Consider the following 24,831-nt stretch of genomic DNA (forward strand, 5'->3'; position numbering starts at 1 on the left):
CGGGATGGCCAAGCAGGGAAAGTCCCCTAAGGACGCGGGTGAGCCCCGCAAGCTCGTCGCGTCCAACAAGAAGGCGCGCCACGACTACCACATCGACGACGTCTTCGAGGCCGGCCTGGTCCTGCAGGGCACCGAGGTGAAGTCGCTGCGGCTCGGCCGCGCGAACCTCACCGACGGCTTCATCGACATCGACGGCGGCGAGGCCTGGCTGCACGGTGTGCACATCCCCGAGTACTCCCAGGGCTCCTGGACCAACCACGCCGCCCGGCGCAAGCGCAAGCTGCTGCTCAACCGCGCCGAGATCGACAAGATCGAGCGCAAGGTCAGCGAGAAGGGTCTCACCGTCATCCCGCTGTCCCTCTACTTCGTGAAGGGCCGGGCCAAGGTCGAGATCGGCGTGGCCAAGGGCAAGAAGTCGTGGGACAAGCGGCAGGCCCTCTCCGAGCGCGAGTTCGACCGCGAGAAGCAGGTGGAGCTCGGCCGGCGCCTGAAGGGGATGCGGGACTGACGCCGAGGTCGAGCAGGGTCACGGCGGTCTGCTGGGGCAACGCCGCGCGCCTGCTGGAATCGAATGCGCGTTCTGGCGGTTGGGTCCGTAAGATGGAATCACAACTCAAGAGGGGCTGATCGGTTTCGACTTGGGACGTTTGTTCCAGGGGAAGCGGGTCGAGGAGCCAGCGTCATCTCGTAAACGATCGCTGGAAACTAATAACTGCCGACAACAAGCAGTCCTTCGCTCTCGCCGCCTGAGCGGTGATCGAAGCGTCAGACAGGGCATCCGTCTCCGTCCCTGATCCTGGCGTCGACTAGGAGACTTGCTGGCCAGACCTCCGTCGGGAGGGTCGGCCGGGACTCAATCCCGAATAGGCCTGTCGGCGACGTGTCAGTGCGAGCGCCGGGGCAGAAAAAACGACATCGCTGACTGCACCCGGAGAAGACCTGGTTCGACGCTCGAGGACGCGGGTTCGATTCCCGCCAGCTCCACGTGAAGACATCGGCGGTGCCTTGCGGCACCGCCGATGTCTTTTCTGCGACCATCGGGCTATGGAGCCGACTCTCGACCTGATGCCCAAGGTGAGGGGCAGCCTCGCGATGGGCGCGTCGGCGTACGGCGCCAGTGCGGTCGGTGCCGCGGCGCTGGGCGCACTGGCGATCGGGGCCGTCGCCATCGGCGCCGTCGCGATCGGGAAGCTGGCGCTCGGTGAGGGCCGGATCAAGAAGCTCGTGATCGAGGAGCTCGAGGTGCGGGTGCTGCGGGTCGGCTCGATCGAGCCGCTCGAGGAGTCCTGACCGACGAATCGGGTCAGCGAGGGGCGATGCGAACCTCCTGGCGACCTCCGAGGTCGATCTCGATGGCGGCGGTGCCGTCGGCGTCCGCGACGTACGTCGACTGCGCCGCGCCAGTGACGGCGTACTCACGGCCCGGCACCAGCCGCTCGACGAGCAGGACGGTGCGCACCGGCCCGGCGCCCGGTCGCAGCACCAGGTCCAGGGCGACGCCGTCGGTGACGGCCTTGGCCACCAGGACGTCGGGGTACGCGACCTCGGCGAGGACCGGGCCCCGACGCCATGCCTCTGGTGTCCCGAAGGTGACCAGGTCGCGCAGACCGCTGCGCCGCCCGAACCGACCGAGGTTCGCGTAGAGGTTGGCCAGTCCCGAGGCGTTCGCGTAACGCCAGGCCCCGTCGGCCTCGGTGACCTCCTCGCGCTCGTCGAGCCCGCGCTGGACCTGGGCGGCGAGGTCCTCGTCGCCGACCTCCCGGCCCGCCATCAGGGTGACGACCTGGCTGTAGGTGTCGGTGCCGAGCTGGTAGTTGCCGGGGTCGAGCCGCGCGGAGACGCCGGGTCGCGTGGCGACGGTGTCGCCCTCGGTGCGCAGCTCCTGCTCGCGCAGCAGCCACCAGGTCCGTTGCGCGATGTCGGGCAGCGCGGCGTGCATCCAGTACGACGTGGTGAGCTGGATCGAGGGCCCGGCCCAGAGGTTCCACGACAGTCCGAGGTGGCTGCTGCGGACGCCGATGATCCGCCCGTCCGGCCGCAGGAACTCGGTCTCGTAGGAGTCGCGGAGTCGTGCCTCGACCGCAGGGAAGTAGCCGGTGCCGTGCAGCCGGTCGTGGCTGACCATCGTGTTCATCCCGAACGTGTTGCAGACCGTGTAGATCCAGTTGGGCTCGCACGGGAACAGGGCGTACGGCGACCGCTGCACGTTGCGGTGGATCGACGCCGCGAGACTGCCGTAGTCGTTGACGTAGCCGACGTCGTCGTTCCAGCGGTAGGTGAGCGCGCCGGGGCGGGAGAAGCGGTCGTCGTTGAGGGTCTCGTACATCCCGACCATCAGTCCGTGGAAGCCGGTCAGCATGATGTTCTCGCTGTTGTCGACCGGGTCGCGGTCGAGGTCGAGGTTGCCCCAGGCGTTCTCGACGGCCCAGTAGCCCCAGATCCGTCGGTCGAGCATCTTCTCGATGGCGTTGCGCTGGCCCTCGGCCAGGTAGCCGGTGAAAGCGGGGGTCCGGGTGAACTGGGCCATCGACAGGGAGTAGCCGAGCGCGTTGAGCTGGTAACGGGTCGCCGCCTCGCGGAACTGGTCGATCTTGGTGAAGCCCACGAACGAGTCGATCGGCTGGAGCGCCAGGTCGAGGGCGTAGCGGAGGTGGGCGAGATCCTGCGCCGAGTGCTCGGTGACCGGCACGCGTACGTCGAGCCCGGGCGGCCCGGTGATGACGAACTCGACGTCGCGCAGCCGTTCGTTGAGACGGGCGCCGGTGCGCGCCTGACGCACGTGCCGCAGCCGGTGCACCCCGACCGCCGTCACGATGAGCGCCGGGCCGAGGCTGAGGACGACGACCTGGGTCGCGGTCGCGCCGGGGTCGGCGACCAGACCGCCGAGGACGGCCGATCCGAGCCACATCAGGGGCGGGAGCACGGTCGGTCCTGTCGCCCACCAGGTGAAGACCGACAGCACCACCGCCGCGACGGCCAGGAGCGCGAGCACGGGGTGTCCGCCGTACGCGAGACCGCCACCGGGCAGGACCAGCCCGAGGCCGGTCGCCGTCCAGGCCGTCCCGAGATCGAGCAGGCCGGGGAGGGCACCTAACGCCCAGAGCGCGCTGTACGTCAGGATCGCGCGGCGCTGGCGACGCGCGGTCGTCGGCGGTACGGCGCGCGTGGGGCTCGGGAGGAGCAGCTGGACCCGTTCGTCGGTCGCCGGAATGGTCATGCCCGCACCGCCAGGAGCGCGAATCCGGTGGCCGCGACCCAGAGCCCGGACGCGTGGAACGCGGTGTCGCTGAGCAGGGATCCTTCGGCCCAGGCGAACCATCCGAAGACGTGCATGCCGACCACGCCGAGCGCGAACCAGGCGAGTCCACCGCCGACCAGCGCCCGGGCCGCGGGCCGCCTGGTCGAGGTGAGGCGCGCGGTCGGGAGGCCGAGGGCCAGCGCCGGTCCGCCCGGCGCCGGCCGGCGGGCCGGGGGAGCGAAGGCGGCGGTCGTCGGGTGCGCCCCCGGCACCACGGTGAACCAGGTCCGGCGCACCAGCGCGACCAGGTAGGCGAGAGCGAGACAGCAACCCACGGGACACCTCCGGGACAAAGTAAGAACGGCAGCGTTCCTGTTTCAGAGCATGAATCAGGAACGGGTCCGTATCAAGATGTCTGCCGTGGCAGATTCCGTCCGTCCCTACCGTGGGGTCAGCGCCGACCAGCGGCGCGCGCTGCGCCGTACCCAGCTGCTCGAGGCGTGCCTCGACGTCGTCGCCGAAGCGGGCGTCGCTGGCGTCACTGCGGAAGCGGTGTGTGCGCGGGCCGGCCTGTCCAAGCGCTACTTCTACGAGAGCTTCGCCGATCGGGAGACGGTCCTCGTCGCCGCTCTCGACGCATTCTTCGACGCCGCTCGAGCCGCCGTGACGCCGGCTCTGTCGGGGCCGGCGGCCACGACGGGGGAGCGGCTGACCCGGACGGTCGCAGCACTGGTCCGCGCGGTCTCGGCCGACCAGCGCGCCGCACGCTTGTACGTCGAGTCGTCGCGCGATCCGGCACTGGAGCAGCGGCGGAATGCGGCGTACGACGAGTTCGCCGAGCTCATCCTCGGCTACGCCCTCGAGGTCGAGCCCACCGATCCGCGGGCCCGGGTCGTCGCGCTGCTAATCGTCTCCGGCACGACCGAGGTGATGGCGCGCTGGCTCGCCGGCGACCTCGATCTCGACGAGGCGGCGCTGGTGCGGACGATCGCTGGGATCGGCCTGGCGTCGGCGGAGTCGTTGAAGCGCGCCTGATCAGTCGGCTGCGGCCCGGTCGACCGCCTCGGCGATGCCGAGGTCGCCCGACACCAGGTTCCACTGGTGGCCGATCGTCGCCGGTCGGTCCAGCACGGCCGCCAGCACGGCGGCGACGTCGGCGCGCGGGACCGACGCGCGTGCGACATCGGGGCCGAGGCCGACCCGTCCGGTCGCCGGCTCGTCGGTGAGGCGCCCGGGCCGGATGATCGTCCAGTCGAGGTCGGTCGCGCGCAGCGCCGCATCGGCGTCGCGCTTGGCCTCGACGTACGCCCGCCAGACCTCGCCCGTGTCGGGAGCCACCGGGTTGTCGACGTCGATGGCCGACACCTGCACGAACCGCTGGATCCCGGCGAGCCGGGCCGCCTCTGCCGACTTCAGCGAACCCTCGAGGTCGACGGTCCGCTTGCGCTCGATGTTGCCGTCCGGCCCGCCGCCCGCGGCGAAGACGACCGCGTCGCACCCGGCGAACGCCCGGGCGAACGCGTCGGCGCCCTCCTGCTCGATGTCCAGGAGCCGCACCTCCGCACCGGCCGCCTCGAGCTCGGTGCGATGGCTCTCGTTGCGCACCAGCGCGACCGGCTCGTGACCGGCCTTCACGAGGAGGGGGTGCAGCAGACGGGCAATCTGGCCATGGCCTCCGACGATCACGACACGCATGTCACCAACGTACGTGGCGACGGGCAGCGGCCGTTCACCGTGCGCTCAGCCGGCCGCCACCTCCGGCTGGTCGGGTGACGCCATGACATCCCGGCTCCATCTCTCGCCCCGGCGCGCCCTCGTGGCCGCCTCCGCCTTCACCGCGCTGGCACTCGCGCCCGTCGTGAGCGCGGCCAACGCGGCTCCGCTCGAAAGCGCGAGCCCCGACCGGCTCGGCGGGCACGTCGTCCAGCTCGACGAGCCGCTCGTGTTCGCCCACCGCGGCGCGTCCGGCTACCGCCCCGAGCACACGCTGGCGTCGTACCGGCTTGCCATCGAGCAGGGTGCCGACTACATCGAGCCCGACCTGGTCTCCACCAGCGACGGCGCCCTCGTCGCCCGCCACGAGAACGAGATCAGCGGTACGACCGACGTCGCCGACCATCCCGAGTTCGCCGACCGCCGTACGACCAAGACCATCGACGGCAACCAGGTGACCGGCTGGTTCACGGAGGACTTCACCCTCGCCGAGCTCAAGACCCTCCGCGCGAAGGAGCGGCTGCCGCAGGTGCGGCCGGACAACACCGCGTACGACGGACTCTTCGAGGTCCCGACGCTCGAGGAGGTGCTCACGCTCGTCGACCAGCTCGAGGCGGAGACCGGGCGCACCATCGGCGTCGCGCCCGAGATCAAGCACTCGACGTACTTCGACTCCCTCGGGCTCTCGATGGAGGAGCCGCTGGTCGACACGCTCGACCGGTTCGGCCTCGACAAGGAGCGGTCGGCGGTGGCGATCCAGTCGTTCGAGGTGAGCAACCTCAAGGAGCTGAACGGGCTCACGGACGCGCCGATCGTGCAGCTCCTCGACGGCGCCGGCGGCCCGTACGACCTCAAGGCCCAGGGTGTGACCTACGCCAGCATGCTGACGAAGAAGGGAATCAGGGCGATCGCGAGCTACGCCGACTGGCTCTCGCCGAACAAGAACTGGATCCTGCCGCGCGACCCCGCCACCGGTGCCACGGGCGAGCCGAGCAACGTGGTCGGCCTGGCCCACCGGGCGGGACTGCCGGTCGTGATCTGGACGCTCCGCGCGGAGAACCAGTTCATGGCGACGAACTTCCGGGTCGGCGCCGACCCGAACGCGTAGGCGACCTGGCTGCCGAGATCACCGCCTTCCTCGACGCCGGCGTGGACGCGCTGTTCAGCGACCACCCCGACCTCGCGGTGGCCACGCGCGACGCCTGGATCTCGTGACGCTGCTGTCCTGACGTTCTTCTAGGGTGCGGCGCATGGCCGGGTGTGTCTTCTGCGAGATCATCGCGGGCGACACCCCGGCCGATGTCGTGCTCGACGACCCGGACCTGATGGCGTTCCTCGACCGTCGCCCGGTGTTCAAGGGACATGTCCTGCTCGTGCCTCGGGCGCACGTCGTGACGCTTCCCGACCTGCCGTCGGACCTGCGGGACGGCTTCTTGGCGGCCGCTCAGCGGCTCGCGACCGCGATGGTCGACGGGCTGGGCGCGCAGGGCAGCTTCGTGGCGGTGAACAACGTGGTCAGCCAGTCGGTGCCGCACCTGCACTGCCACGTCGTGCCCCGCACCAAGGGCGACGGGCTGCGTGGCTTCTTCTGGCCGCGCACGAAGTACGCCGCCGGCGAAGCCGCGTCGTACGCCGACCGGCTGCGCCGGACCCTGGGATCCGGCTGAGTCAGCCGGGTCGTAAGGTGTCGAGTCGCCAACGCGATAAGACGAACAGCGAGGAACAGCCATGGGTCGTTTCGACGGGCGAGTCGCCGTCATCACCGGAGCAGCACGCGGGATCGGGTTCGGCACTGCCTCCCGGTTCGCCGAGGAGGGCGCGTCGGTCGCGATCGTCGACCTCGACGAGGCCGCAGCGAGCGAGGCGGCCGCCAAGCTGCCCGTCGCCGAGGGCGCGAAGGCGATCGGTGTCGGTGCCAACGTGTCCGACTCCGCATCGGTCGACGCCGCGATCGAGCGGGTCGTCGCCGATCTCGGCGGCATCCACATCCTGGTCAACAACGCGGGCATCACCCGCGACAACCTGCTCTTCAAGATGAGCGAGGAGGACTGGGACCTGGTCATGGGCGTGCACCTCAAGGGCGCGTTCCTGATGACCAAGGCTGCTCAGAAGCACTTCGTCGAGCAGAAGTACGGCAAGATCGTGAACATCTCGAGCATCTCCGCGCTCGGCAACCGCGGCCAGGCCAACTACTCGGCAGCCAAGATGGGCGTCCAGGGCCTCACCCGGACCCTCGGCATCGAGCTCGGCCCGTTCGGCATCAACACCAACGCGGTCGCGCCGGGCTTCATCGCCACGGAGATGACCGACGCCACCGCCGCGCGGCTCAAGCTGGACGTCGACGAGTTCCGCCGGCTCAACGCCGAGGCCAACCCGGTCCGCCGCGTCGGCTTCCCGGAGGACATCGCGGCAGCCGTGTGCTTCCTGGCGAGCGACGAGGCGTCGTACATCACAGGTCAGACGCTGTACGTCGACGGCGGAATCAGCCTCGGCACCTGATCCAATAGCTTCGAAGACGACCACCCGCAACCGACGAACGGAGTCCGTCGTGCGCGACGCGCGCCAGCTCATCCGCATCACCGCCACCCTGACCGCTCTCAGCCTCGGGCTCGCCGCCTGCGGGGGCGAGGACAAGAAGGACGAGGACGCCTCCGACGACCCGAAGTCGATCGCCAGCAGCGAGGGCGACCCGGCGACGTGGCCGCTCACCGGCCTCCCGGTGGAGGGCGGCGACTCGGCCGAGCAGGACCACCCGGTGCTGGTCCTCAAGCTGGACAACACCGAGGCGAGCTCGCCGCAGCAGGGGCTGTCGCACGCCGATCTGGTCGTCGAGGAGCTGGTCGAGGGTGGCATCACCCGGCTCGCGGCCTTCTACTACTCCGACATCCCCGGCGACGTCGGTCCGGTGCGGTCGATGCGCTCCAGCGACATCGGCATCGTCTCGCCGGTCGACGGCGCGATGGTCACCAGCGGCGGTGCCGCCCAGACCGTCGAGCGGGTCGTGGACGCGGGCATCAAGATCTACAACGAAGGCAGCCCGGGCTTCTACCGCGAGAGCAGCCGGAGTGCGCCGTACAACCTCTTCACCGACATGAAGAAGGTCGCCAACGCTTCCGAGGACGACGAGACCGCCCGGCCGGTCGACTACCTGCCGTGGGGCGCCGAGGGCGACCTGCCGGACGGCAAGGCGGCCAACACGCTGACGGCGGACTTCGGCTCGCACGCCACGAACTGGACCTTCCAGAACGGCTCCTACGTCAACCAGAACAGCCACGCCGCTGATGGCGACGAGTTCCCGGCCGACAGCGTGCTGGTGCTGCGGGTCGACGTCGGCGACGCCGGCTACACCGACCCGGCCGGCAACCCGGTCCCGGAGACGATCTTCGAGGGCGACGGCAAGGCCCTGCTCTTCCACGGCGGCAAGGTCGTCGAGGGAACGTGGAGCAAGGACGAGCTCGGCTCGGCCGTGGAGCTGAAGACCAAGGACGGTGAGCTCACCGTGCCCGCCGGGCGGGTCTGGATCGAGCTGGTCCCGATCGACGACAAGGGTGGCTCGGTCACCTTCGGGAAGTAGGACGGCTCACCAGGACGGTGCCCGAGGCGGGCACCGTCCGGTGGCACGATTCGATGCGTGCCTGGCGCCCCCTTGCCGTACCCGTCGACGCCCTTGAGCGACGGACGGTTCGGGGTGCGGCCGTGGGCCGAGGCCGATCTGGACTGCGTCCGGCAGGCCAGCGAGGATCCTGAGATCCCACGGGGAACGACCGTGCCCGCGACCTTCACGCCGGAGGAGGGCATCGCCTTCCTCCATCGCCAGATGGGTCGCGCCACCGACGGCGTCGGGGTGTCCCAGGCGATCGTCGACCTGTCCGATGACCGCGCCGTCGGCCTCGTCGTCGTCAGCCTGAGACCGCAGCCCCGCGTCGGAGGGCTGGGCTACTGGGTCGTCCCGGCGGCTCGCGGACGCGGCGCGGCGACAGTGGGGGGCCGCCTGATCATGCCGTGGTCGTTCGAAGCTCTCGGGCTCCAGCGTCTGGAGGCCTGGGTCGAACCGACCAATCTCGCGTCACAGCGCGTGCTCCTGCGTGCTGGATTCCAGCACGAGGGGCGTCTTCGGAACTTCTTCACCACCGCGGACGGGCAACCGTCCGATGCGCTCGTCTTCGCCGCCGTGCCCAGATAGGTACGGCGACGGCATCCGCCGGCTCAGGCGACGAGGGGTGGTGGTCGGGTTGGTGGGTGGTAGGTGAAGCGGTCGCGGTCGTCGACGGGTGGTGGGCGGATCCACACGGGTCGGTGGGTGTTGGGGTCGAGGTGGACCTGCCAGGGGGTTTGGTGGGTGAGGGTGTGGTGTTTGCGGCAGAGCAGGACCAGGTTGTGCAGGCTGGTGGGTCCGCCGTCGGCCCAGTGGATGATGTGGTGGGCGTCGCAGGCGATGGGCAGGCGGGTGCAGCCGGGGAAGGCGCAGTGCTGGTCGCGCAGGATGAGGGCGAGCCAGAGGGCGGTGGTGACCAGGCGGGTGGCGCGGCCGAGGTCGAGGATCTGGCCCTCGGCGCCGAGGACGCCGGGGATGATCTCCGCGTCGCACGCGAGCCGGCGGACCGCGGTCGCGGACAGGGTGTCCCCCGACGGGAGTAGCCCGGTGCCCGTGCTCCTGCGTTCGGGCTGCGGCTGGTCGGGCTGGTCGGGCTCGTCGGCCTGGTCTGCCTGGTCGTCTGCCTGGTCGTCGGCCTGGTCGTCGGCCTGGTCGTCGAGGCGTTGGCGGAGGTCGTCGTAGGTGGTGGTGACGGTGATCCGGGCGGTGGTGCCGTGGGCGTGCGGCAGGGAGTCGGTGGCTTGGAGGCGGGTGCAGGCCTCGATCAGGGCGTCCCACATCCGCACCCCGTGGTCGCGGGGGTCCTTGCCGTCGTGGGCACAGACCGGGTCGGGGCAGCCGTGCCCGACCCGACGCCCGGTCTCGTCGCGGCTGGACGGGTGGGCCGGGTCGCCGCCGCAGGCACCGGGAACGGTGGTCACCGGTGCGGCCAGCGGCATCAGGACGGTCTTGATCAGCTCGGCCTCCTCCACGGTGCCGTAGCCCTTGATCCGCACCCCGCCCAGGGTGTCGGTGGTGAAGGACAGGTGCCGGGCGCCGTGGGCGCCGCGTTCGGTCTTCTCCTTGTCCCCCTCGGCGCCCAACAGCGACCCGTCGGGGTCCAGGTTACGGACCACGGCGGGGAAGGACCGGTCCAGGTCGGTGGCGTCATAGCCGTGCTCGGCCACCAGGCCGAGCAGCTTGTCGGCGGCCTGGGTGCGCAGCTCGGGGTCCCGGGGCAGGGTGGTGACCCGGCCGGTGATCACCCCGGCCTGCGCCAACGAGATCTCCCCCGCCGCCAACGCGGCCCGGACCGCGGGCAGGTCGGTGGTCCGCTCAGCGACCCGGACGAACCCAGCCCCGGCACCCTTGCGACCACCCAGCACATGGGTCAGCAGGTCCTTGGTCGAGGCCCACCCCGCCGCGTCCGCGGCACCGGTCTCCTCCAGCCGCTCGGCGACCGCGACCAGGGCGCCGTCCACGACCGCCTTCAACCGGCCCAGCTCAACGACGGTCGCCAACGCGTCCGGACCATCCAGGCCATCCCAGTCCACGTCGGCGAGCGCCGCGGCAGCCTGGACGGCGGTGGCCGCCGTCAGCGGCTGGGGTGGATTGCATGCGCTCATCCTATCGAACATCTGTTCGAATAACAACCTCCGGAAGAGATCTTCCTTGGCTTCGAGCCTCCTGTCGGCCGTCAATGGCTCGTGGTGGAATGCCGGGCATGTCAGTGCGACACCTCTATCTCACGCGCCACGCTGAGCCGGACGACGACGGCAGGCTGACCGAGCGAGGTGTTCAGCAGGCCGTGCTGCTTGGGCGACGCCTGTCGAGTGTGCCCTTCGCATCGGTTCAGCACGGCCCGTCGACGAGGGCGACGGAAACCGCACGACTCATCTCACGGCAACTCGGCAGTCAGGTGCCGGTTACCGAGCTCGAGGCTGCCGGGGACTACGTCCCGCACGTGCCATCTCCGGGCGAGGTCGACCCAGAGCACCGCGCCGGTGTGATGGCATTCCTGGCTGGCGTTTCGTCGGAGGAGGCGGCACGGGGAGCGGAGTTCGCGGCCGAAGCCATCCGGCTGCTGACTGCGACGGGGCAGGTCGATAACGACAGCCACCATCTCGTCGTGACTCACGCTTTCACCATCGGGTGGCTGGTTCGCCATGCGTGCGCTGCTCCGCCGTGGCGTTGGCTGGGGCTCGACAACGGCCACGCCGCTCTGACGGTGCTTCGGTATTTCACGGACCGGCCTCCGACCGTAGTGGTGTTCAACGACATGTCGCACCTGCCCGCCGAGCTCCGGTGGACGGGCTTTCCAGCCCACATGAGGCTCTGACTCGCGCCAGCAGCTTGGAGACTCCTCAGTCGTCGCTGGTCCTGCTGCCACCTGACGTGGGTACGGCGGCAAGTGCGGTCGGCATCTCGACCCCGGACTCGACCATCAGCTGCACGCCGGAGAGCAGGAAGGCGATCGCGCCCTCCACCCGTTCCGCGGCCTGCTCGGTGTCCTCGGCGGTCGCGACGGACTCGCCGGCCGACGACATGGCGCCGAAGAAGATCCGGGCATAGGTCTGCAGCATCGGCTCGTCGAGCTCCCAGTCGCCGGCCTCGAGCACCGAACGCACGATGTCGAGCACGTTGGCGAAGGTCGAGCGCTCCTCCTGCTCGCGGTAGCGCTCGTAGCCGAGCACGGCCGGGCCCTCCTGGATCACGATCCGGCGGTAGCCGGGCTCCTGCACGACTGCGAGGAACGCCCGCAGGCCGGCCAGCGCCTTCACCCAGGGGTCCTTCTGCCCCTTGAGCGCCTTCTGGATCCGCTTCGAAGCATCGTCCTCGACGCGCTCGAAGACCGCCTCGAAGAGCGCCTGCTTGCCGGAGAAGTGGTGGTACAGCGCCCCCTTCGTCACCCGCGCGCCGGCGACGATCGCATCGAGCGACGCCGCGGCGTAGCCGGCGGCGGTGAAGCGCTCCTCGGCGACGTCGATCAGCGCGCGCTTCGTCGAGGCGGAGTACGCCGCCCTGCGCGTCGCCCCCGGGACATTGGGCACCTTCGGCACCTTGGGGACCAGTTTCGACACTGAAGCCTTGGCCACGGGGGCCAGCATATGTCGTGCGTCACTCCGAATCCTCAGGGCTGTGACGGGCATCAGTGGCGCGCGCCACACGAATTGCGGGAACCCCGCACCTACGGGCAATTCGCCGAATTTCAGGTGTTGGGGATCACGCGTGTGGGTGTTTGGCGTACTCGAATTCGGACGCATACTGTCAGTACGTACCAACGGTATGTCGGTGGTCCGGAACCGATTCCGAACGCGCACCACGCCGACGCAGGTCTGTTCCATCGGGGGGACTGGCTGCCGTTCACACCAGTTAAGGAGCTGACCATGACCTGGACGGCCTTTCACAACCGGGGCGAGACCCTTCGCTCCGTGATCGCCACCGCGGCGGTCCGTCGGGACGGAATCCTCCCGATGGACGTTCCCGGTGTTGCCGAGCGGTTCCACGACGAACTGGACCTCCTCGGTGCCCTGCAGCTGAAGTGGCGCACGCGCCTCGCGGGCCACATCGAGAGCGAGCTCTCCGTGCAGCCGATGGACCTCGAGTCCGCGGTCACCGCCGGTTGGGCCCGCACCGCCGAGCAGCTTCCCGGCGTGCGCATGATTCTCGACCACTACCGCGCTCACCCGACCGACGACGCCATGGCCCAGGCCGTGGTGCGGTCCACGTCGAAGGAGCACCACTACCTCGCAGCGATGGCCGGGCTTGCCGGTGTCGGGAAGGAGGAGGGCCAGCAGGTCGGCGCCGCCATCGAGGAGCGCGCCCGGACCACCGTGCCCGGAATCCCCGCGATCGACCGCGTCGAGGACGACGCGCCGCGGCTCCCTTTCATGGAGCGCCTGCGCGCGATCGTCGCCGCCTGACACACCCGGCGCTCCTCCCAGCGCCGGGTCTTCCCAGCAACGGCCCCGGGAACGACACCTCCCTCCCTCCCGTGTCGTCCCGGGGCTGTTGCCTGTTCCGGATCGGGGATGATGGGTCCGTGAACAACGTGGTCGGCGATCTCGAGGCAGGGATGCTCCTGCTGGCCAGCCCCGACCTGCTCGACCCGAACTTCGTCGACTCGGTCGTCCTCCTGCTCGACGTCAACGCCGAGGGCGCGCTCGGCGTGGTCCTGAACCGGCCCAGCGCCCTGCCCGTCTCCGAGGTGCTGGGGGAGTGGGGCGACGTCGTCGACGAGCCGGAGGTGCTGTTCCAGGGTGGCCCGGTGTCGACCGACGGAGCCCTGGCAGTCGCGCTGGCCGCCCCGGGCGGTGAGGACGCCGTCGGGTTCCGGTCGGTCACGGACCGGCTGGGGCTGCTCGACCTCGACACGCCGACGGAGCTGGTCGTCGGCACCGTGGAGAGGCTGCGGATCTTCGCCGGCTACGCCGGCTGGGGCGCCGGACAGCTCCAGGGGGAGATCGAGGAGGGCAGCTGGTACGCCGTACCCGGCCGCGCCGACGACGTCTTCCGGCTCGACACCCGCGACCTCTGGCGCGACGTGATGCGTCGTCAGCCGGGAGATCTCGCACTGCACGCCACCCGGCCTGCCGACCCCGAGCTCAACTGATCTCTGAACTAGAGTGGGACTCGTGACCACGATCGGCTTCTCGACAGAAACGGACGTCCGTGAGGACCGCCGTACCGTCCCGACCGACGAGGGTGACCACGAGCGCTTCTCGCACTACGTCGACAAGCACAAGCTCACCGAGGCGACCGTGATGGGGACGCCGGTGGTGGCACTCTGCGGCAAGGTCTGGGTGCCGAGCCGCGCGCCGGAGAAGTTCCCGGTCTGCCCGGAGTGCAAGGAGATCTTCGAGGGTCTCTCCGACGGCCCGTCCGACCCGGGCTCGGGCTCCGGCGAGTGACGGGCGGCGAATCCGCCGCCCCTCTGACGTCCCTCGGTCCGGCCTGGCCGGAGCGGGCGGCCTGGGGTACGGCGCCCTCGCTCCGCGCGTGGCAGGCAGCAGCCATGCGCGACTACCTCGACCGCACGCCGCGTGACTACCTCGCGGTCGCGACGCCCGGGGCCGGCAAGACGACCTTCGCCCTCTCGGTGGCCGCGGAGCTGCTGGGTCGCCGCATGGTCGACCGGCTGATCATCGTCGCGCCGACCGAGCACCTGAAGATGCAGTGGGCCGAGGCGGCCGCCAAGGCCGGACTGCCGATCGATCCGACGTACTCCGCAGGCAAGGGCAAGATCAGCAGCGACTACGTCGGCGTCGCCGTGACGTACGCCGGCGTCGGGGTCAACCCGCTCGCGCTGCGGATCCGCACCGAGCGCTTCAAGACCCTCGTCATCCTCGACGAGATCCACCACGCCGGTGACGCGCTCAGCTGGGGCGAGGGGGTGCGCGAGGCGTTCGAGCCGGCGGCGCGACGGCTGGCGCTGACCGGCACGCCGTTCCGCTCCGACGTCAACCCGATCCCGTTCGTCACCTACGCGCCCGGGCCGGACGGCGTCCCCCGGTCCGTCGCGGACTACACCTACGGCTACGCGCAGGCGCTCGCCGACCACGTGGTGCGGCCGGTGCTCTTCCTCGCCTACTCCGGCGAGATGCAGTGGCGCACCCGCGCGGGCGACGAGGTCGCGGCGAGCCTCGGCGAACCGCTGACGAAGGACCTGACGGCGCAGGCGCTGCGCACCGCGCTCGATCCCGAGGGCTCGTGGATGCCGTCCGTGCTCCAGGCCGCCGACAAGCGGTTGTCAGAGGTACGACGCCACGTGCCGGATGCCGGGGGTCTGGTCATCGCGACCGACCAGGACTCGGCCCGCGCCTACGCGAAGCTGCTCAAGGCGATCTCGGGGGAGTCCGCGACGATCGTGCTCTCGGACGAGAAGGCCGCGTCCAGGCGGATCTCGGAGTTCAGCGCGAACGACAGCCGCTGGCTGGTCGCCGTACGGATGGTGTCGGAGGGTGTCGACGTGCCCCGGCTCGCCGTCGGCGTCTACGCGACGACCACCGCCACGCCGCTCTTCTTCGCCCAGGCTGTCGGCCGCTTCGTGCGCGCCCGCACCCGTGGCGAGATCGCGTCGGTCTTCCTGCCGTCGGTGCCCAGGCTGCTCGGGTTCGCGGCGGAGCTCGAGGTCGAGCGCGACCACGTGCTCGGCCGGAAGATCACCGACGAGGGCGACATCTTCGCTGCGGAGGACGACCTGCTGGCCCGCGCCCAGGCGGGGGAGGCGGCGTCTGCGGACGAGCAGTCGGTGCCGTTCGAGGCGCTCGGTTCCCAGGCCCGCTTCGACCACGCCTTGTACGACGGCGCCGCGTTCGGGCACGAGGGCGAGGTGCACGTCGGGTCGGACGAGGAGATGGACTTCCTCGGCATCCCCGGCCTGCTCGAGCCGTCCCAGATGAAGGAGCTCCTGCAGCAGCGCCAGGCCAGCCGGTCGAAGCCCCGCAAGCCCGCTGCGGCTGCCGCGCCCGACACGGTCGAGCAGGTCGCGACCCATGAGCAGCTGGCCGTCATGCGGCGTGAGCTCAACGGCCTGGTCTCGGCGTGGAACCACCGGACCGGCCAGCCGCACGCGATCACCCATGCCGCGCTCCGCAAGGAGTGCGGCGGTCCGGCCGCGGCGATCGCCAACGCCGAGCAGCTGCGGGCGCGGATCGACCGGATCCGGGAGTGGGCGGTCCGCAAGTCGTCGTAGGTCTCGAGACAGTCGCTGCGCGACTTCCTCGACCAACGAAGTGACCCACCCCACAGGGAAGCCTTGCCTAACTTAGGTTAGGCTCACTCGCTGTGAACATGGCTGTGATGGACGCTGGCGCCCTGGCCGGGCACGACCTCGTCCTCGGCTACCAGCGGACGACCGTCGTGCACGGCGTCTCGGTGCGGCTCCAGGCCGGTGCCGTGACCGCGCTCATCGGCCCCAACGGCAGCGGCAAGTCGACCGTGCTGCGGTCGCTCGCCCGGCTCCAGCCGGTCGCCTCCGGTCGGGTCACGGTCGGTGCCGACGACGCGGCGCCGCTCAACGCCAAGGAGTTCGCGCGCCGGGTCACCCTGCTCTCGCAGTCGCGTCCGCACCCGTCCGGTGTGTCGGTGCGCGACGTCGTCGCGTTCGGCCGGCACCCGCACCGGAGCCGGTTCGCCGGCCTGTCCGACGCCGACCGCGCGGCGATCGACCACGCGATGAGCGTCACCGGCGTGGCGACGATGGCCGAACGATCGGTCGACCAGCTCTCGGGCGGTGAGCTGCAGCGGGTCTGGCTGGCCTCCTGCCTCGCCCAGGACACCGGGGTGCTCCTGCTCGACGAGCCGACCAACCACCTCGACCTGCGCTACCAGGTCGAGACCCTTGATCTGGTCCGCGACCTCGCGGACCACCACGGGACGGCGCTCGGCGTCGTTCTCCACGACCTGAACCACGCCGCCACCGTGGCGGACCGGGTCGTGCTGCTGCACCAGGGCCGCGTCCGAGCCGTCGGCGCACCCGTCGACGTACTGACGCCCGATCACCTGTCGGAGGTCTACGGACTTCCGATCCGCGTGCTGGTCGACCCCGAGACGGGCGCCGTACGGGTGGAGGCGCAGGGCAGGCATCACGAGCGGCGTCGCTGACAAACGGTCACGGCGCCCGCACCACAACAGTGAGGAACCGATGAAGACACGATCGATCGCGGCTGCCATGACGGCACCGCTCGCTCTGCTGCTGGTCGCCTGCGGCACCACCGAGTCCGGCGGGGACGACCAGCCGGCACCGAAGGCGAACGACTCGGCGGACTGCGCGGACGACCAGACCGCGACCGCCGAGGGCCCGGTGAGCCTCACCGACTCCTACGGCCGGAAGGTCGAGCTCGACCAGCCCGCCGAGCGGGTCGCCGTCCTGGAGTGGCAGCAGGTCGAGGACGTGCTGAGCCTGTGCCTCACGCCGGTCGCCGTCGCGGACGCCGAGGGCTACGCGACGTGGAACACCGCCGAGGAGCTGCCCGAGGGCGTCACCGACGTCGGTACCCGCGGTGAGCCGAACCTGGAGACCCTCTTCGCCACGGACCCCGACCTGGTGGTGGTCGAGGCCTACACCGCCGACGACGAGATCATCAAGCAGCTCGAGGAGTACGACGTCCCGGTGCTCGCCACCAAGGGCGCCGACGCTGCCGACCCCATCCAGAACATGCTCGACACCTTCGACCTGATCGCGACCGCGACCGGTCGCGAGGAGCGCGCCGACGTCGTGGTCGACGAGTTCAACACGTCGCTCGAGGAGGCCAAGCAGACCGTCGCGGACGCCGACGTCGCATCGGACTCGTTCGTCTACTTCGACGGGTGGATCCAGGGCGGCAACGTCGCGATCCGGCCGTTCGGCCAGGGGTCGCTGATGGGTGAGCTGGGCGAGGAGCTCGGCCTGACCAACGCCTGGAAGGGCGAGGTCGACCCGGCGTACGGCCTCGGCCAGACCGACATCGAGGGCATGAGCGAGGTCGGCGACGCGAACTTCTTCTACACCGGCACGACCGACCCTGCGGGTGACGTCAACGCCGAGCTGGCCAAGAACCGGGTCTGGAAGCAGATCCCGGCTGTCGAGGAGGGCCGCTCGTACGCCTTCCCCGAGGGCATCTGGACCTTCGGCGGCCCGCGTTCGGCCGAGCAGGTGCTCGACGCCTACGTCGACCTGCTGACCAGCTAGTCCACGAGCAGGAGCGGGGACGAGGGATGGCGGTCGAGCAGCAGCTGCGGGAGACCCGGCCAGGAGCCGGGACTCCCGCGGCTGAGCAGCCAGGGCTGGGGCGCGTCGGCGTCCTCACCGGGACCAGTGCCCTGGTGCTGCTCGCCACCTCCCTCGTCCTCGTCTCCGGCTGGCACCTGACCCAGGGCACGTCGGCCGTCGGTGCCGGCGACCTGCTCCGGTGGGCGATCGGGGACGACACCTCTCGGACGGGCGACATCCTGCTCGGGTCGCGCGTCCCGCGGCTCGCGGCGGGCATCGCGGTCGGGTTCGCGCTCGGCGTCGCGGGAGCTCTCTTCCAGTCCCTGGCGCGCAACGCGCTGGCGTCGCCCGACACGCTCGCGGTCACCGGCGGCGCCTACCTGGCCGTCACGGCCGTTGCGGCGTTCGGGCTCGCGGTGCCGCTGTGGGCGTCCGGCCTGACCGCCTTCGTCGGCGGCATCACCGCAGCCGCGCTGGTCCTCGGCCTCGCCGGCGGCGCCGGTACGTCGACCACCCGGCTGGTCCTCGCCGGGTCCGCGGTCGCCCTCGCCCTGCAGGCGGCGACCTCGACCCTTCTCATCCTCTTCGCCGAGGAGACCACCAGCCTCTTCGCGTGGGGCAGCGGCTCGCTGAGCCAGCTCGGGCTCGACGCCTTCCAGCAGGCGGCGCCGGTCGTGGTCGTTGCGACCGGCGGCGCGCTCCTGATGGCGCGGCGGCTCGATCTGCTCGGAATGGGTGACGACACCGCCGCGGTGCTCGGCGTGCCCGTCCGTACGACGCGTGCGGTGGGCACCGTCCTCGCCGTACTCCTGACGGCCGCGAGCGTCACCCTCGCCGGCCCGATCGGGTTCGTCGGCCTGTTCGCCCCAGTCGTCGTGCGGCTGGTCGGGGGAGTGGTGCCGGCGCTGAACCGGCACGCGGTCCTGATCCCCGCGGCGGGCCTGATGGGCGCGTTCGTCGTCGTACTGGCCGACGCTCTGCTGCGCGCGTTCCTCGGCGCGGACGAGGCGATCTCGATTCCCACGGGCATCACCACGACGATCGCCGGTGCGCTGGTGATGATCGTGCTGGCCCGGCGGAGCCGTGACTCCGGTCCGGCCAAGGAGCCGCCCGCAGCCCGGATCGGCGTCCGCAGCCGGCTGCGCTTCGTCGTCGTCCTCGCCATCGTCGTCGTGGCCGCAGCCGGCGTCACCCTGCTCGGGCTGCTCGGTGGCGACACGTGGCTCCGGACCGGCGACATCGGACTCTGGCTGAGCGACGAGGGCTCGCCGCTGGTCCGGTTCGCCCTCGACGAGCGCGCGCCGCGGGTCGCCGCGGCGGTCCTCGGCGGCGCCGCCCTCGCGCTGTCCGGGTCGCTCGTGCAGGCGACCTGTCGCAACCCCCTCGCCGAGCCCGGCATCCTCGGGATCACCGGCGGGGCCGGCGTCGGCGCGGTGTTCGTCGTGACCGGCAGCGTGACCGCGGCGCCGTCTGGCAACGCGGTCCTGCTCGGCGCGATCGTCGGAGCGCTGGTCTCGTTCGGCCTCGTCTACGGCCTGGCCTGGCGCCACGGCCTGGACGCCGACCGGCTGCTCCTCATCGGCATCGGCACCTGGTACGGCGCCGCCTCGCTGACGACGTACCTGCTCGTCCGCTCCAACCCGTGGGACACGCCGCGGATCTACACCTGGCTGTCCGGTACGACGTACGGGCGCACCTTCGACTCGGTGGTGCCGGTCGCGATCGTGCTGGTCCTCGCCCTGCCGCTCGCCTGGCTGGTACGGCGCGAGCTCGACCTCCTCGCGCTCGACGAGGACACCCCGCGCCTGGTCGGCGTCGGGCTCGAGCGGGTGCGGCTGCTCGTCCTGCTCGTAGGCGCGCTGCTGGCGGCGACCAGCGTCGCCGCCGTCGGGGTCGTCGGGTTCGTCGGCCTGGTGGCGCCGCACATGGCACGGGCGCTCGTCGGTGGCCGGCACGCGCGCTCGGTGCCGGTCGCCGTGCTCCTCGGGGCCGTGCTGCTCGGTGCCGCCGACCTGATCGGCCGCACGGTGATCGCACCCGCGCAGGTGCCGGCCGGCCTGGTCGTGGCGCTGATCGGGGCGCCGTACTTCGTCTACCTGCTGGCCCGCTCCCGCGCCTGACTCTCGACGAACGGCCGCGCACCGGGGCCCGGCCGGGTTGCGACCTCGCGCGGGCTCGCCACCCGGTGACCACCTGCGCAGCAGACCTGGAGCTGCAACGGCTCCTCGCAGTCGCGGTGCACGAACACCGTGGACGGGCCCTGCGGGTCGGCGAGGTGCCGGTCGCCCCACTGGGTGATCGCGAGCAGGATCGGCTGCAGCTCGAGGCCCCGGTCGGTGAGCCGGTACTCGTGACGCGTGCGCGTCCCCTCCTCGCGGTAGGGGACCTTGTGCAGCAGTCCCTGGTTGACCAGTGTCGCCAGCCGGTTGGTCAGCACCTGGCGCGGGATGCCGGCGTGCCGTCGGATGTCGTCGAAGCGGCGGACGCCGAAGAAGACCTCGCGGAGCACCACGACCGTCCATCGCTCTCCGAGGATCTCCATCGTCCTGCCGAGGGTGCAGTTGTCGACCGACCAGTCGAGGGCGGGCGGACGGGGCTGCTGTGACGGCACGCTCTCAGCATAGAGCGATCTAAGTCTCATTGACAGACCCAGCGTCCGACTGGTGTCATGGTTCCATGACTGAGTCCGCGATCCAGACCCAGGTGGACCCGACGGTCCTCGACGGGTTCGAGCAGCTCCAAGCCATGCGTCACGGTCTCCTGCCTCCGGCCCCGATCGCGGAGACGCTGGGATTCGTCGGGTTCGAGGTGCCCGAGCGGGGGACCGCGGTCTTCGAGCTCGACCCCGAGCTGCGCCACTACAACCCGATCGGCAGTGTCCACGGGGGCGTCTTCGCCACGCTCCTCGACTCTGCGTGCGGCTGCGCTGTCCACTCGATCATGGCCGTCGGCGAGACGTACACGTCGCTGGACCTGACGGTGAAGTTCTTGAAGCCCGTCACCGTCGACTCCGGGCGGTTGCGCGCGGTCGGGACGGTCATCCAGCGGGGCCGGCGCACCGCCCTCGCCGAGGCGAAGCTGTATGACGGCCGCGACCGGCTGGTCGCCTACGCCACGTCCTCCTGCATGATCCTCAGCTGACACGGGATTCCCGCGTCCGAGGCGACCGGTGCGTGACGCAACTCGCCGTTCTCCGTTGAGTCCTGAGACCTATGTCCAGTGATCAACATGGGGGATGAATGGCCGGCAGGGTGCGCGCGCTCGTCTGTGCCACGGCCAGTGTTCTCGGCCTCTCGCTCCTCGTCGCTCCGCCGGCTCCGGCGGAGGTCGCGACGACCTCGACCACTACGGGCAGCGCGATCGCCGCGGAGGCCTCGCCCCTGCTCGAGCGGATCCGCCGGATGGGCATCGTCACGCGTGCCACCGAGCTGCGCGCACCGCGGGGGACCCGGTTCTTCCGGATCACGGTCGCGGTGCCGGTCGACCATGCGCAGCCGGACGGCCCGACGTTCGAGCTGAGGGTCAACCTCCTGCACCGCGGGTTCGCGCGGCCGATGGTCGTCGAGACGTCCGGCTACCGGCTCTGGGACGCGCCCTACCGGTCCGAGGTCACCCACATCGTCGACGGCAACCAGCTCGACATCGAGCACCGGTTCTTCGCCCCGTCGTTGCCGGAGCAGCCGGACTGGGAGACCCAGCTGACGATCCGGCAGGTCGCCGACGACCACCACCGGGTGATCACGGCGTTCAAGCACCTCTACGAGGGCCGGTGGCTGAGCACCGGCGACTCCAAGGGCGGGATGGCGGCGACGTACCACCGCCGCTTCTACCCGGGCGACGTCGCGGCGACGATCGCCTACGTCGCGCCCAACGACGCCGTGGACGACCGGGACGCCTATCCCGCCTTCCTGGCCCGGGTCGGCGGACCGCGCCTCGCCGACTGTCGTGATCGGCTGGTCGCCCTCCAGCGGCGGGTGCTGCAGAGGCGCGGCTGGTTCCGCGACCGGCTTTCGGCCCACTCCTCGGAGCACGTGCTGAGCTGGAGCTACATCGGCGGGGTTGATGTCGGGCTCGAAGCCTCGGTGATCGACTTCTACTTCGGGTTCTGGCAGTACTGGGGCGCCGCGGCGTGCCGGACGGTGCCGGTCGCGCGGCGGATCTCGAACGCCCAGGTCTGGCGCTACATCGACAGCGTGAACCCCTGGAGCAACCTGTCCGACCAGCGGCGCTTCTACTCGCTGCCGTACCACTACCAGGCCGCCGCCCAGATCGGCGGGCCACAGCCGTTCGAGGGACGGCTCCGCGACCTGTTGAAGCATCCCGGCACCGACACCCCCGCGAACATCTTGCCGAAGGCGATGAAGCCGGTGCCGAACGACCCGAGCGCCATGGCCGACATCGACGCGTGGGTGCGGACCTCTGCACGCCGGATGCTCTTCGTCGACGGGCAGTTCGACCCGTGGGCGGCCGAGCCGTTCCGGTGCGGCGCCGATGCCGCGGAGCGTGAGTGCCGGCGGGTCGTCGTACCGCGCGGCACGCACGGTGCCGTCATCGCCGACCTGCCGCGGCGGGCGCGGGTCCGCACCTTGCGGGTGATCCGCGGGTGGGCGGGGGTCCGGTCGGTCCGCGGCCGGACCACGTCGTCGTACGACGACGCGCGGTGGATCCCGGAGCTCGACGGGCGCTACCTGGAGTACGTGCGCAGCGGCCGGCGTTCCGGCTGACACACTGGCCGCCATGCCGACGTACGTGGCTTTCCTGAGGGCGATCAACCTCGGCCCCAACCGCAAGTTCCCCAAGGCCGACATCGTCACCGCGACAGAGGCGGCGGGCGCCACCGACGTCGCGACCTACATCAACACTGGCAACGTGCTGCTGACGACGCCGCTGCGTTCGCGGGCGCGGGTCGAGGCCGCGCTCGAGGAGGCCTACCTCGCGCAGACCGGGTTCGCCGTACCCACGATCGTGTTCAAGCCGGCCGACCTGGCCGCGGTCGCTGCGGACGCTCAAGAGCTGACCCGGCCCGACCTGGAGCGGCACTACCTCTACCTGCTCAAGGACGAGCCCGATCCGGAGCGGGTCGAGGCGCTGCTCGCGCGCGACGGTGCGGCGGATCAGGTCGTGGTGCGCGGGCGGGCGGCCCACATCCTGCTGGGGGAGGGCTACCAAGCCGGCAGCGTCGACCCGTGGGGCGTGGAGAAGGCGCTCGGGGTGGTCGCGACCAACCGCAACCTCAACGTCGTCAGGACACTGGCGCAGAAGTGGTGCTCGTAGCGTCGGCACGCTCCATCGTCCGCACCGACCGCGATGCCAGGGTCGCCAGCGCGATCACGAAGTAGGCGACGCCCGCGGCGAGGATCATGTGCTGCAGGCCGAAGGCCGCGCCGAGCGGGCCGAACGCGAGCTGACCGGCCGGGATCGCGATGAACGAGCCGAGCATGTCGTAGGAGTAGACCCGCGACAGCATGTCCGCCGGCACGTGCTCCTGCATGGCGAGGTCCCAGCCGAGCCCGAAGATCTCGATCCCGGCGCCGCCGGCGAAGGCCGCGACCACGACGATCCACAGCTGGTCGGTGGTGCCGAGCGCGATCATCGGCGCGCCGTGCAGGGAGCAGCCGAGCATGCCCCACAGGAGCGGACGGCGCAGCGGCACGTGCAGCAGGACCAGGGAGGTCAGCACCAGTCCGCAAGCGCCGGCAGAGACGATCAGGGCCCAGCCACCGACGCCGATGGCGCTGGCTTTCGCGTACGCCGGGCCCAGGGTGCCGTTGCCGCCGCTCGAGAGCGCGTTGAGCACGCCGAAGGCGAGCACGATCACCCAGAGCCAGGTCGTGCCTCGGAAGAACGCCCAGCCGATGCGCAGGTCCTTCAGCACACCGGTTCGGTCGGCGCGGGCCGGCGGCGGCGGGAGCTTGATCGGGACCAGGAGCGCGGCCGCGACCAGGTAGGTGACGCCGTTGATCGCGATCGCCCAGCCGGCGCCGACGGTGACGACCAGGGCGCCGCCGAGCGCCGGGGCGAAGACCAGCGCGATGTTGCGGAGCAGTCCGTTGAGGACGTTGGCCTGCTGCAGCGAGTCCTTGGGGGCGAGCTGGGGGAGCAGACCGGCGAGGGCGGGCTGGTTCGCGGCCGCCGCGACGCCGTTGACGGCGGTGAGGACGACGAGCTGCCAGATCTCGGCGTGGCCGCTGAGGATGAGCGCGGCGATCGCGAGCTGGGTGACGCCGGCCGTCACGTTGCTGAGCTGGATGATCAGGGTCCGGCCGAACCGGTCGGCGAGCACGCCGCCGATCAGCAGGAAAGCGACCATCGGGATGCTGTGGGCCGCGAGCACCGCGCCGAGCGCACTCGGGGAGTCGCTGACCTCCAGTACGGCGAACGCGAGCGCGATCCCGCCCATGAAGTCACCGACCATGTCGACCGCGCGGGAGCCGAAGTACCAGCGGAACCGGCGGTCCCGGAGCGGGGCGAGAGCGGAGCCGGTCATGGCTTCTCCATCCGGAACCCCGCCACGGTGAGGTTGACCGGGATCGTGCCCTTGGTCCGCGGGCGCTGCGCCTGCTCGTGGATGAGCATCGAGCCCCGGGTGACCAGGTCGAGTGCCTGCTGCCAGATCTCCGGGGTCACCCAGAGCTCGGCGTCGGTGAAGTTGCCCTTGCCCGGCTGGCGGAGCTGGAAGCGGCGCAGCAGCTCGCTGCACATCGCCTCGACCTGCGCGCTCAGGTCGTTGTCGCTCGGGTCCGGCTCGGGCCGGTCGACGGGGTAGCGGTAGCGCTTCGCCACGCCGCCCCGGATCCGCTCCTCGCCCTCGACCACCACCAGGTCGGCGTCGAGGAGCTGACGGAGGTGGTACGACGCGTTCGCGTGGCTGATGTCCAGCTCCCGCGCCACCTCGGCCGCGCTCATCGCGCTGCCGGTCAGCAGCGACAGCATCCGCAGCCGCAGCGGGTGCGCCGTCGCCCTGAGCGAGGTGATCCGCTCGTCCGTCATCCTGTGCTCCTGCTACTGCCAAAGGCTCGTTGGGGAGTCGTCTGGCGGTAGTAGATCACCCCGGTCGCCGTACTGTCAAAGGGTTATTGGGCAGTGCTCGTAGCCGCGGGAGGTTCTTGTGCG

Annotated in this window: 27 protein-coding genes and 1 other RNA gene; 20 read left to right on the forward strand and 8 right to left on the reverse strand. The window is 70.9% G+C overall.

The window, feature by feature from the left end; all coding sequences use genetic code 11:
• The first annotated feature begins 4 nt into the window (after positions 1-4).
• The 3 genes from smpB to D0Z08_RS08075 all read left to right on the forward strand — a co-directional run bounded on the left by smpB (position 5) and on the right by D0Z08_RS08075 (position 1,290).
• Positions 5-508, forward strand: coding sequence for an SsrA-binding protein SmpB (smpB, locus tag D0Z08_RS08065; protein ID WP_118924460.1), 504 nt, complete (start codon positions 5-7; stop codon positions 506-508).
• 111 nt (positions 509-619) lie between these two features.
• Positions 620-987, forward strand: a transfer-messenger RNA (tmRNA) gene (ssrA, locus tag D0Z08_RS08070).
• 57 nt (positions 988-1,044) lie between these two features.
• Positions 1,045-1,290: a hypothetical protein gene (locus D0Z08_RS08075; protein ID WP_118924462.1), complete on the forward strand. Its 246-nt coding sequence runs from the start codon at positions 1,045-1,047 to the stop codon at positions 1,288-1,290.
• Positions 1,291-1,303: 13 nt separating this feature from the next.
• Here D0Z08_RS08075 and D0Z08_RS08080 read toward each other — a convergent pair whose 3' ends face one another.
• Together D0Z08_RS08080 and D0Z08_RS08085 are read right to left on the reverse strand one after the other, a co-directional pair.
• Positions 1,304-3,217, reverse strand: a complete 1,914-nt coding sequence (locus tag D0Z08_RS08080) for a linalool dehydratase/isomerase domain-containing protein (protein ID WP_118924464.1) — start codon at positions 3,215-3,217, stop codon at positions 1,304-1,306.
• Positions 3,214-3,573 carry a hypothetical protein gene (locus D0Z08_RS08085; RefSeq protein ID WP_118924466.1) on the reverse strand — a complete coding sequence of 120 codons (360 nt, stop codon included), beginning with the start codon at positions 3,571-3,573 and terminating at the stop codon, positions 3,214-3,216. The genes D0Z08_RS08080 and D0Z08_RS08085 overlap by 4 nt, the downstream gene beginning before the upstream one ends.
• 85 nt (positions 3,574-3,658) lie before the next feature.
• On the opposite strand from D0Z08_RS08085, the gene D0Z08_RS08090 reads away from it, so the two are divergent.
• Complete coding sequence (locus D0Z08_RS08090) at positions 3,659-4,273, forward strand: TetR/AcrR family transcriptional regulator (protein WP_182481224.1); 615 nt, start codon at positions 3,659-3,661, stop codon at positions 4,271-4,273.
• Here the strand turns inward: D0Z08_RS08090 and D0Z08_RS08095 are convergent, their stop codons facing one another.
• Entirely contained in the window at positions 4,274-4,933 is a 660-nt protein-coding gene (locus D0Z08_RS08095; RefSeq protein ID WP_118924470.1) for an SDR family oxidoreductase, read from the reverse strand. It abuts the gene before it with no gap.
• A gap of 82 nt (positions 4,934-5,015) precedes the next feature.
• Between D0Z08_RS08095 and D0Z08_RS08100 the strand changes: the two genes are divergently transcribed.
• From D0Z08_RS08100 to D0Z08_RS08120, 5 genes are all read left to right on the forward strand, one after another.
• On the forward strand, positions 5,016-6,059 hold the full coding sequence (locus tag D0Z08_RS08100) for a glycerophosphodiester phosphodiesterase (protein WP_245993759.1): 1,044 nt from the start codon (positions 5,016-5,018) through the stop codon (positions 6,057-6,059).
• Between the two features lie 142 nt (positions 6,060-6,201).
• The gene (locus tag D0Z08_RS08105) at positions 6,202-6,618 is read left to right on the forward strand and encodes an HIT family protein (RefSeq protein WP_118924472.1); all 417 of its coding nucleotides are present in this window, start codon (positions 6,202-6,204) and stop codon (positions 6,616-6,618) included.
• Between the two features lie 61 nt (positions 6,619-6,679).
• Complete coding sequence (locus D0Z08_RS08110; RefSeq protein WP_118924474.1) at positions 6,680-7,450, forward strand: SDR family NAD(P)-dependent oxidoreductase; 771 nt, start codon at positions 6,680-6,682, stop codon at positions 7,448-7,450.
• A gap of 49 nt (positions 7,451-7,499) precedes the next feature.
• On the forward strand, positions 7,500-8,525 hold the full coding sequence (locus D0Z08_RS08115) for a DUF3048 domain-containing protein (RefSeq protein ID WP_182481225.1): 1,026 nt from the start codon (positions 7,500-7,502) through the stop codon (positions 8,523-8,525).
• A 57-nt stretch (positions 8,526-8,582) separates the two neighbouring features.
• On the forward strand, positions 8,583-9,134 hold the full coding sequence (locus D0Z08_RS08120; protein ID WP_118924478.1) for a GNAT family N-acetyltransferase: 552 nt from the start codon (positions 8,583-8,585) through the stop codon (positions 9,132-9,134).
• A 23-nt stretch (positions 9,135-9,157) separates the two neighbouring features.
• On the opposite strand, the gene D0Z08_RS08125 is transcribed toward D0Z08_RS08120, so the two are convergent.
• A complete protein-coding gene (locus tag D0Z08_RS08125) occupies positions 9,158-10,651 on the reverse strand; it encodes an HNH endonuclease signature motif containing protein (protein WP_182481226.1) in 1,494 nt (497 codons plus the stop codon).
• Between the two features lie 98 nt (positions 10,652-10,749).
• On the opposite strand from D0Z08_RS08125, the gene D0Z08_RS08130 reads away from it, so the two are divergent.
• Entirely contained in the window at positions 10,750-11,364 is a 615-nt protein-coding gene (locus D0Z08_RS08130; protein ID WP_220454102.1) for a histidine phosphatase family protein, read from the forward strand.
• 25 nt (positions 11,365-11,389) lie between these two features.
• Here D0Z08_RS08130 and D0Z08_RS08135 read toward each other — a convergent pair whose 3' ends face one another.
• Complete coding sequence (locus tag D0Z08_RS08135) at positions 11,390-12,076, reverse strand: TetR/AcrR family transcriptional regulator (RefSeq protein WP_245993761.1); 687 nt, start codon at positions 12,074-12,076, stop codon at positions 11,390-11,392.
• Between the two features lie 336 nt (positions 12,077-12,412).
• On the opposite strand from D0Z08_RS08135, the gene D0Z08_RS08140 reads away from it, so the two are divergent.
• From D0Z08_RS08140 to D0Z08_RS08170, 7 genes are all read left to right on the forward strand, one after another.
• On the forward strand, positions 12,413-12,949 hold the full coding sequence (locus D0Z08_RS08140; RefSeq protein WP_118924484.1) for a hypothetical protein: 537 nt from the start codon (positions 12,413-12,415) through the stop codon (positions 12,947-12,949).
• Between the two features lie 119 nt (positions 12,950-13,068).
• Positions 13,069-13,638, forward strand: a complete 570-nt coding sequence (locus D0Z08_RS08145; RefSeq protein WP_342772337.1) for a YqgE/AlgH family protein — start codon at positions 13,069-13,071, stop codon at positions 13,636-13,638.
• Positions 13,639-13,669: 31 nt separating this feature from the next.
• The gene (locus D0Z08_RS08150; protein ID WP_220454110.1) at positions 13,670-13,936 is read left to right on the forward strand and encodes a DUF3039 domain-containing protein; all 267 of its coding nucleotides are present in this window, start codon (positions 13,670-13,672) and stop codon (positions 13,934-13,936) included.
• Between the two features lie 23 nt (positions 13,937-13,959).
• Positions 13,960-15,720 carry a DEAD/DEAH box helicase gene (locus D0Z08_RS08155; protein WP_118924725.1) on the forward strand — a complete coding sequence of 587 codons (1,761 nt, stop codon included), beginning with the start codon at positions 13,960-13,962 and terminating at the stop codon, positions 15,718-15,720.
• Positions 15,721-15,818: 98 nt separating this feature from the next.
• Positions 15,819-16,631 carry an ABC transporter ATP-binding protein gene (locus D0Z08_RS08160; RefSeq protein WP_118924727.1) on the forward strand — a complete coding sequence of 271 codons (813 nt, stop codon included), beginning with the start codon at positions 15,819-15,821 and terminating at the stop codon, positions 16,629-16,631.
• 40 nt (positions 16,632-16,671) lie between these two features.
• Positions 16,672-17,697 carry an ABC transporter substrate-binding protein gene (locus D0Z08_RS08165; RefSeq protein WP_118924486.1) on the forward strand — a complete coding sequence of 342 codons (1,026 nt, stop codon included), beginning with the start codon at positions 16,672-16,674 and terminating at the stop codon, positions 17,695-17,697.
• A 26-nt stretch (positions 17,698-17,723) separates the two neighbouring features.
• Positions 17,724-19,838, forward strand: coding sequence for an iron ABC transporter permease (locus tag D0Z08_RS08170; RefSeq protein WP_118924488.1), 2,115 nt, complete (start codon positions 17,724-17,726; stop codon positions 19,836-19,838).
• Here D0Z08_RS08170 and D0Z08_RS08175 read toward each other — a convergent pair.
• On the reverse strand, positions 19,811-20,329 hold the full coding sequence (locus tag D0Z08_RS08175; RefSeq protein ID WP_245993764.1) for a winged helix-turn-helix transcriptional regulator: 519 nt from the start codon (positions 20,327-20,329) through the stop codon (positions 19,811-19,813). The two genes, D0Z08_RS08170 and D0Z08_RS08175, sit on opposite strands and share 28 nt — an antisense overlap.
• Before the next feature lie 65 nt (positions 20,330-20,394).
• Between D0Z08_RS08175 and D0Z08_RS08180 the strand changes: the two genes are divergently transcribed.
• The 3 genes from D0Z08_RS08180 (at position 20,395) to D0Z08_RS08190 (ending at position 22,992) form a co-directional block, all read left to right on the forward strand.
• Positions 20,395-20,859, forward strand: a complete 465-nt coding sequence (locus tag D0Z08_RS08180; RefSeq protein ID WP_118924492.1) for a PaaI family thioesterase — start codon at positions 20,395-20,397, stop codon at positions 20,857-20,859.
• A gap of 98 nt (positions 20,860-20,957) precedes the next feature.
• A complete protein-coding gene (locus D0Z08_RS08185; protein WP_118924494.1) occupies positions 20,958-22,442 on the forward strand; it encodes a S28 family serine protease in 1,485 nt (494 codons plus the stop codon).
• A gap of 13 nt (positions 22,443-22,455) precedes the next feature.
• Positions 22,456-22,992, forward strand: coding sequence for a DUF1697 domain-containing protein (locus D0Z08_RS08190; RefSeq protein ID WP_118924496.1), 537 nt, complete (start codon positions 22,456-22,458; stop codon positions 22,990-22,992).
• On the opposite strand, the gene D0Z08_RS08195 is transcribed toward D0Z08_RS08190, so the two are convergent.
• Positions 22,961-24,205, reverse strand: coding sequence for an MFS transporter (locus tag D0Z08_RS08195; RefSeq protein WP_118924497.1), 1,245 nt, complete (start codon positions 24,203-24,205; stop codon positions 22,961-22,963). The two genes, D0Z08_RS08190 and D0Z08_RS08195, sit on opposite strands and share 32 nt — an antisense overlap.
• The gene (locus D0Z08_RS08200) at positions 24,202-24,708 is read right to left on the reverse strand and encodes an ArsR/SmtB family transcription factor (protein ID WP_118924499.1); all 507 of its coding nucleotides are present in this window, start codon (positions 24,706-24,708) and stop codon (positions 24,202-24,204) included. The genes D0Z08_RS08195 and D0Z08_RS08200 overlap by 4 nt, the downstream gene beginning before the upstream one ends.
• Positions 24,709-24,831 lie beyond the last annotated feature (123 nt).

It is taken from the genome of Nocardioides immobilis (genome assembly GCF_003515065.1).
In the GTDB taxonomy this organism is placed as follows: Bacteria; Actinomycetota; Actinomycetes; order Propionibacteriales; family Nocardioidaceae; genus Nocardioides; species Nocardioides immobilis.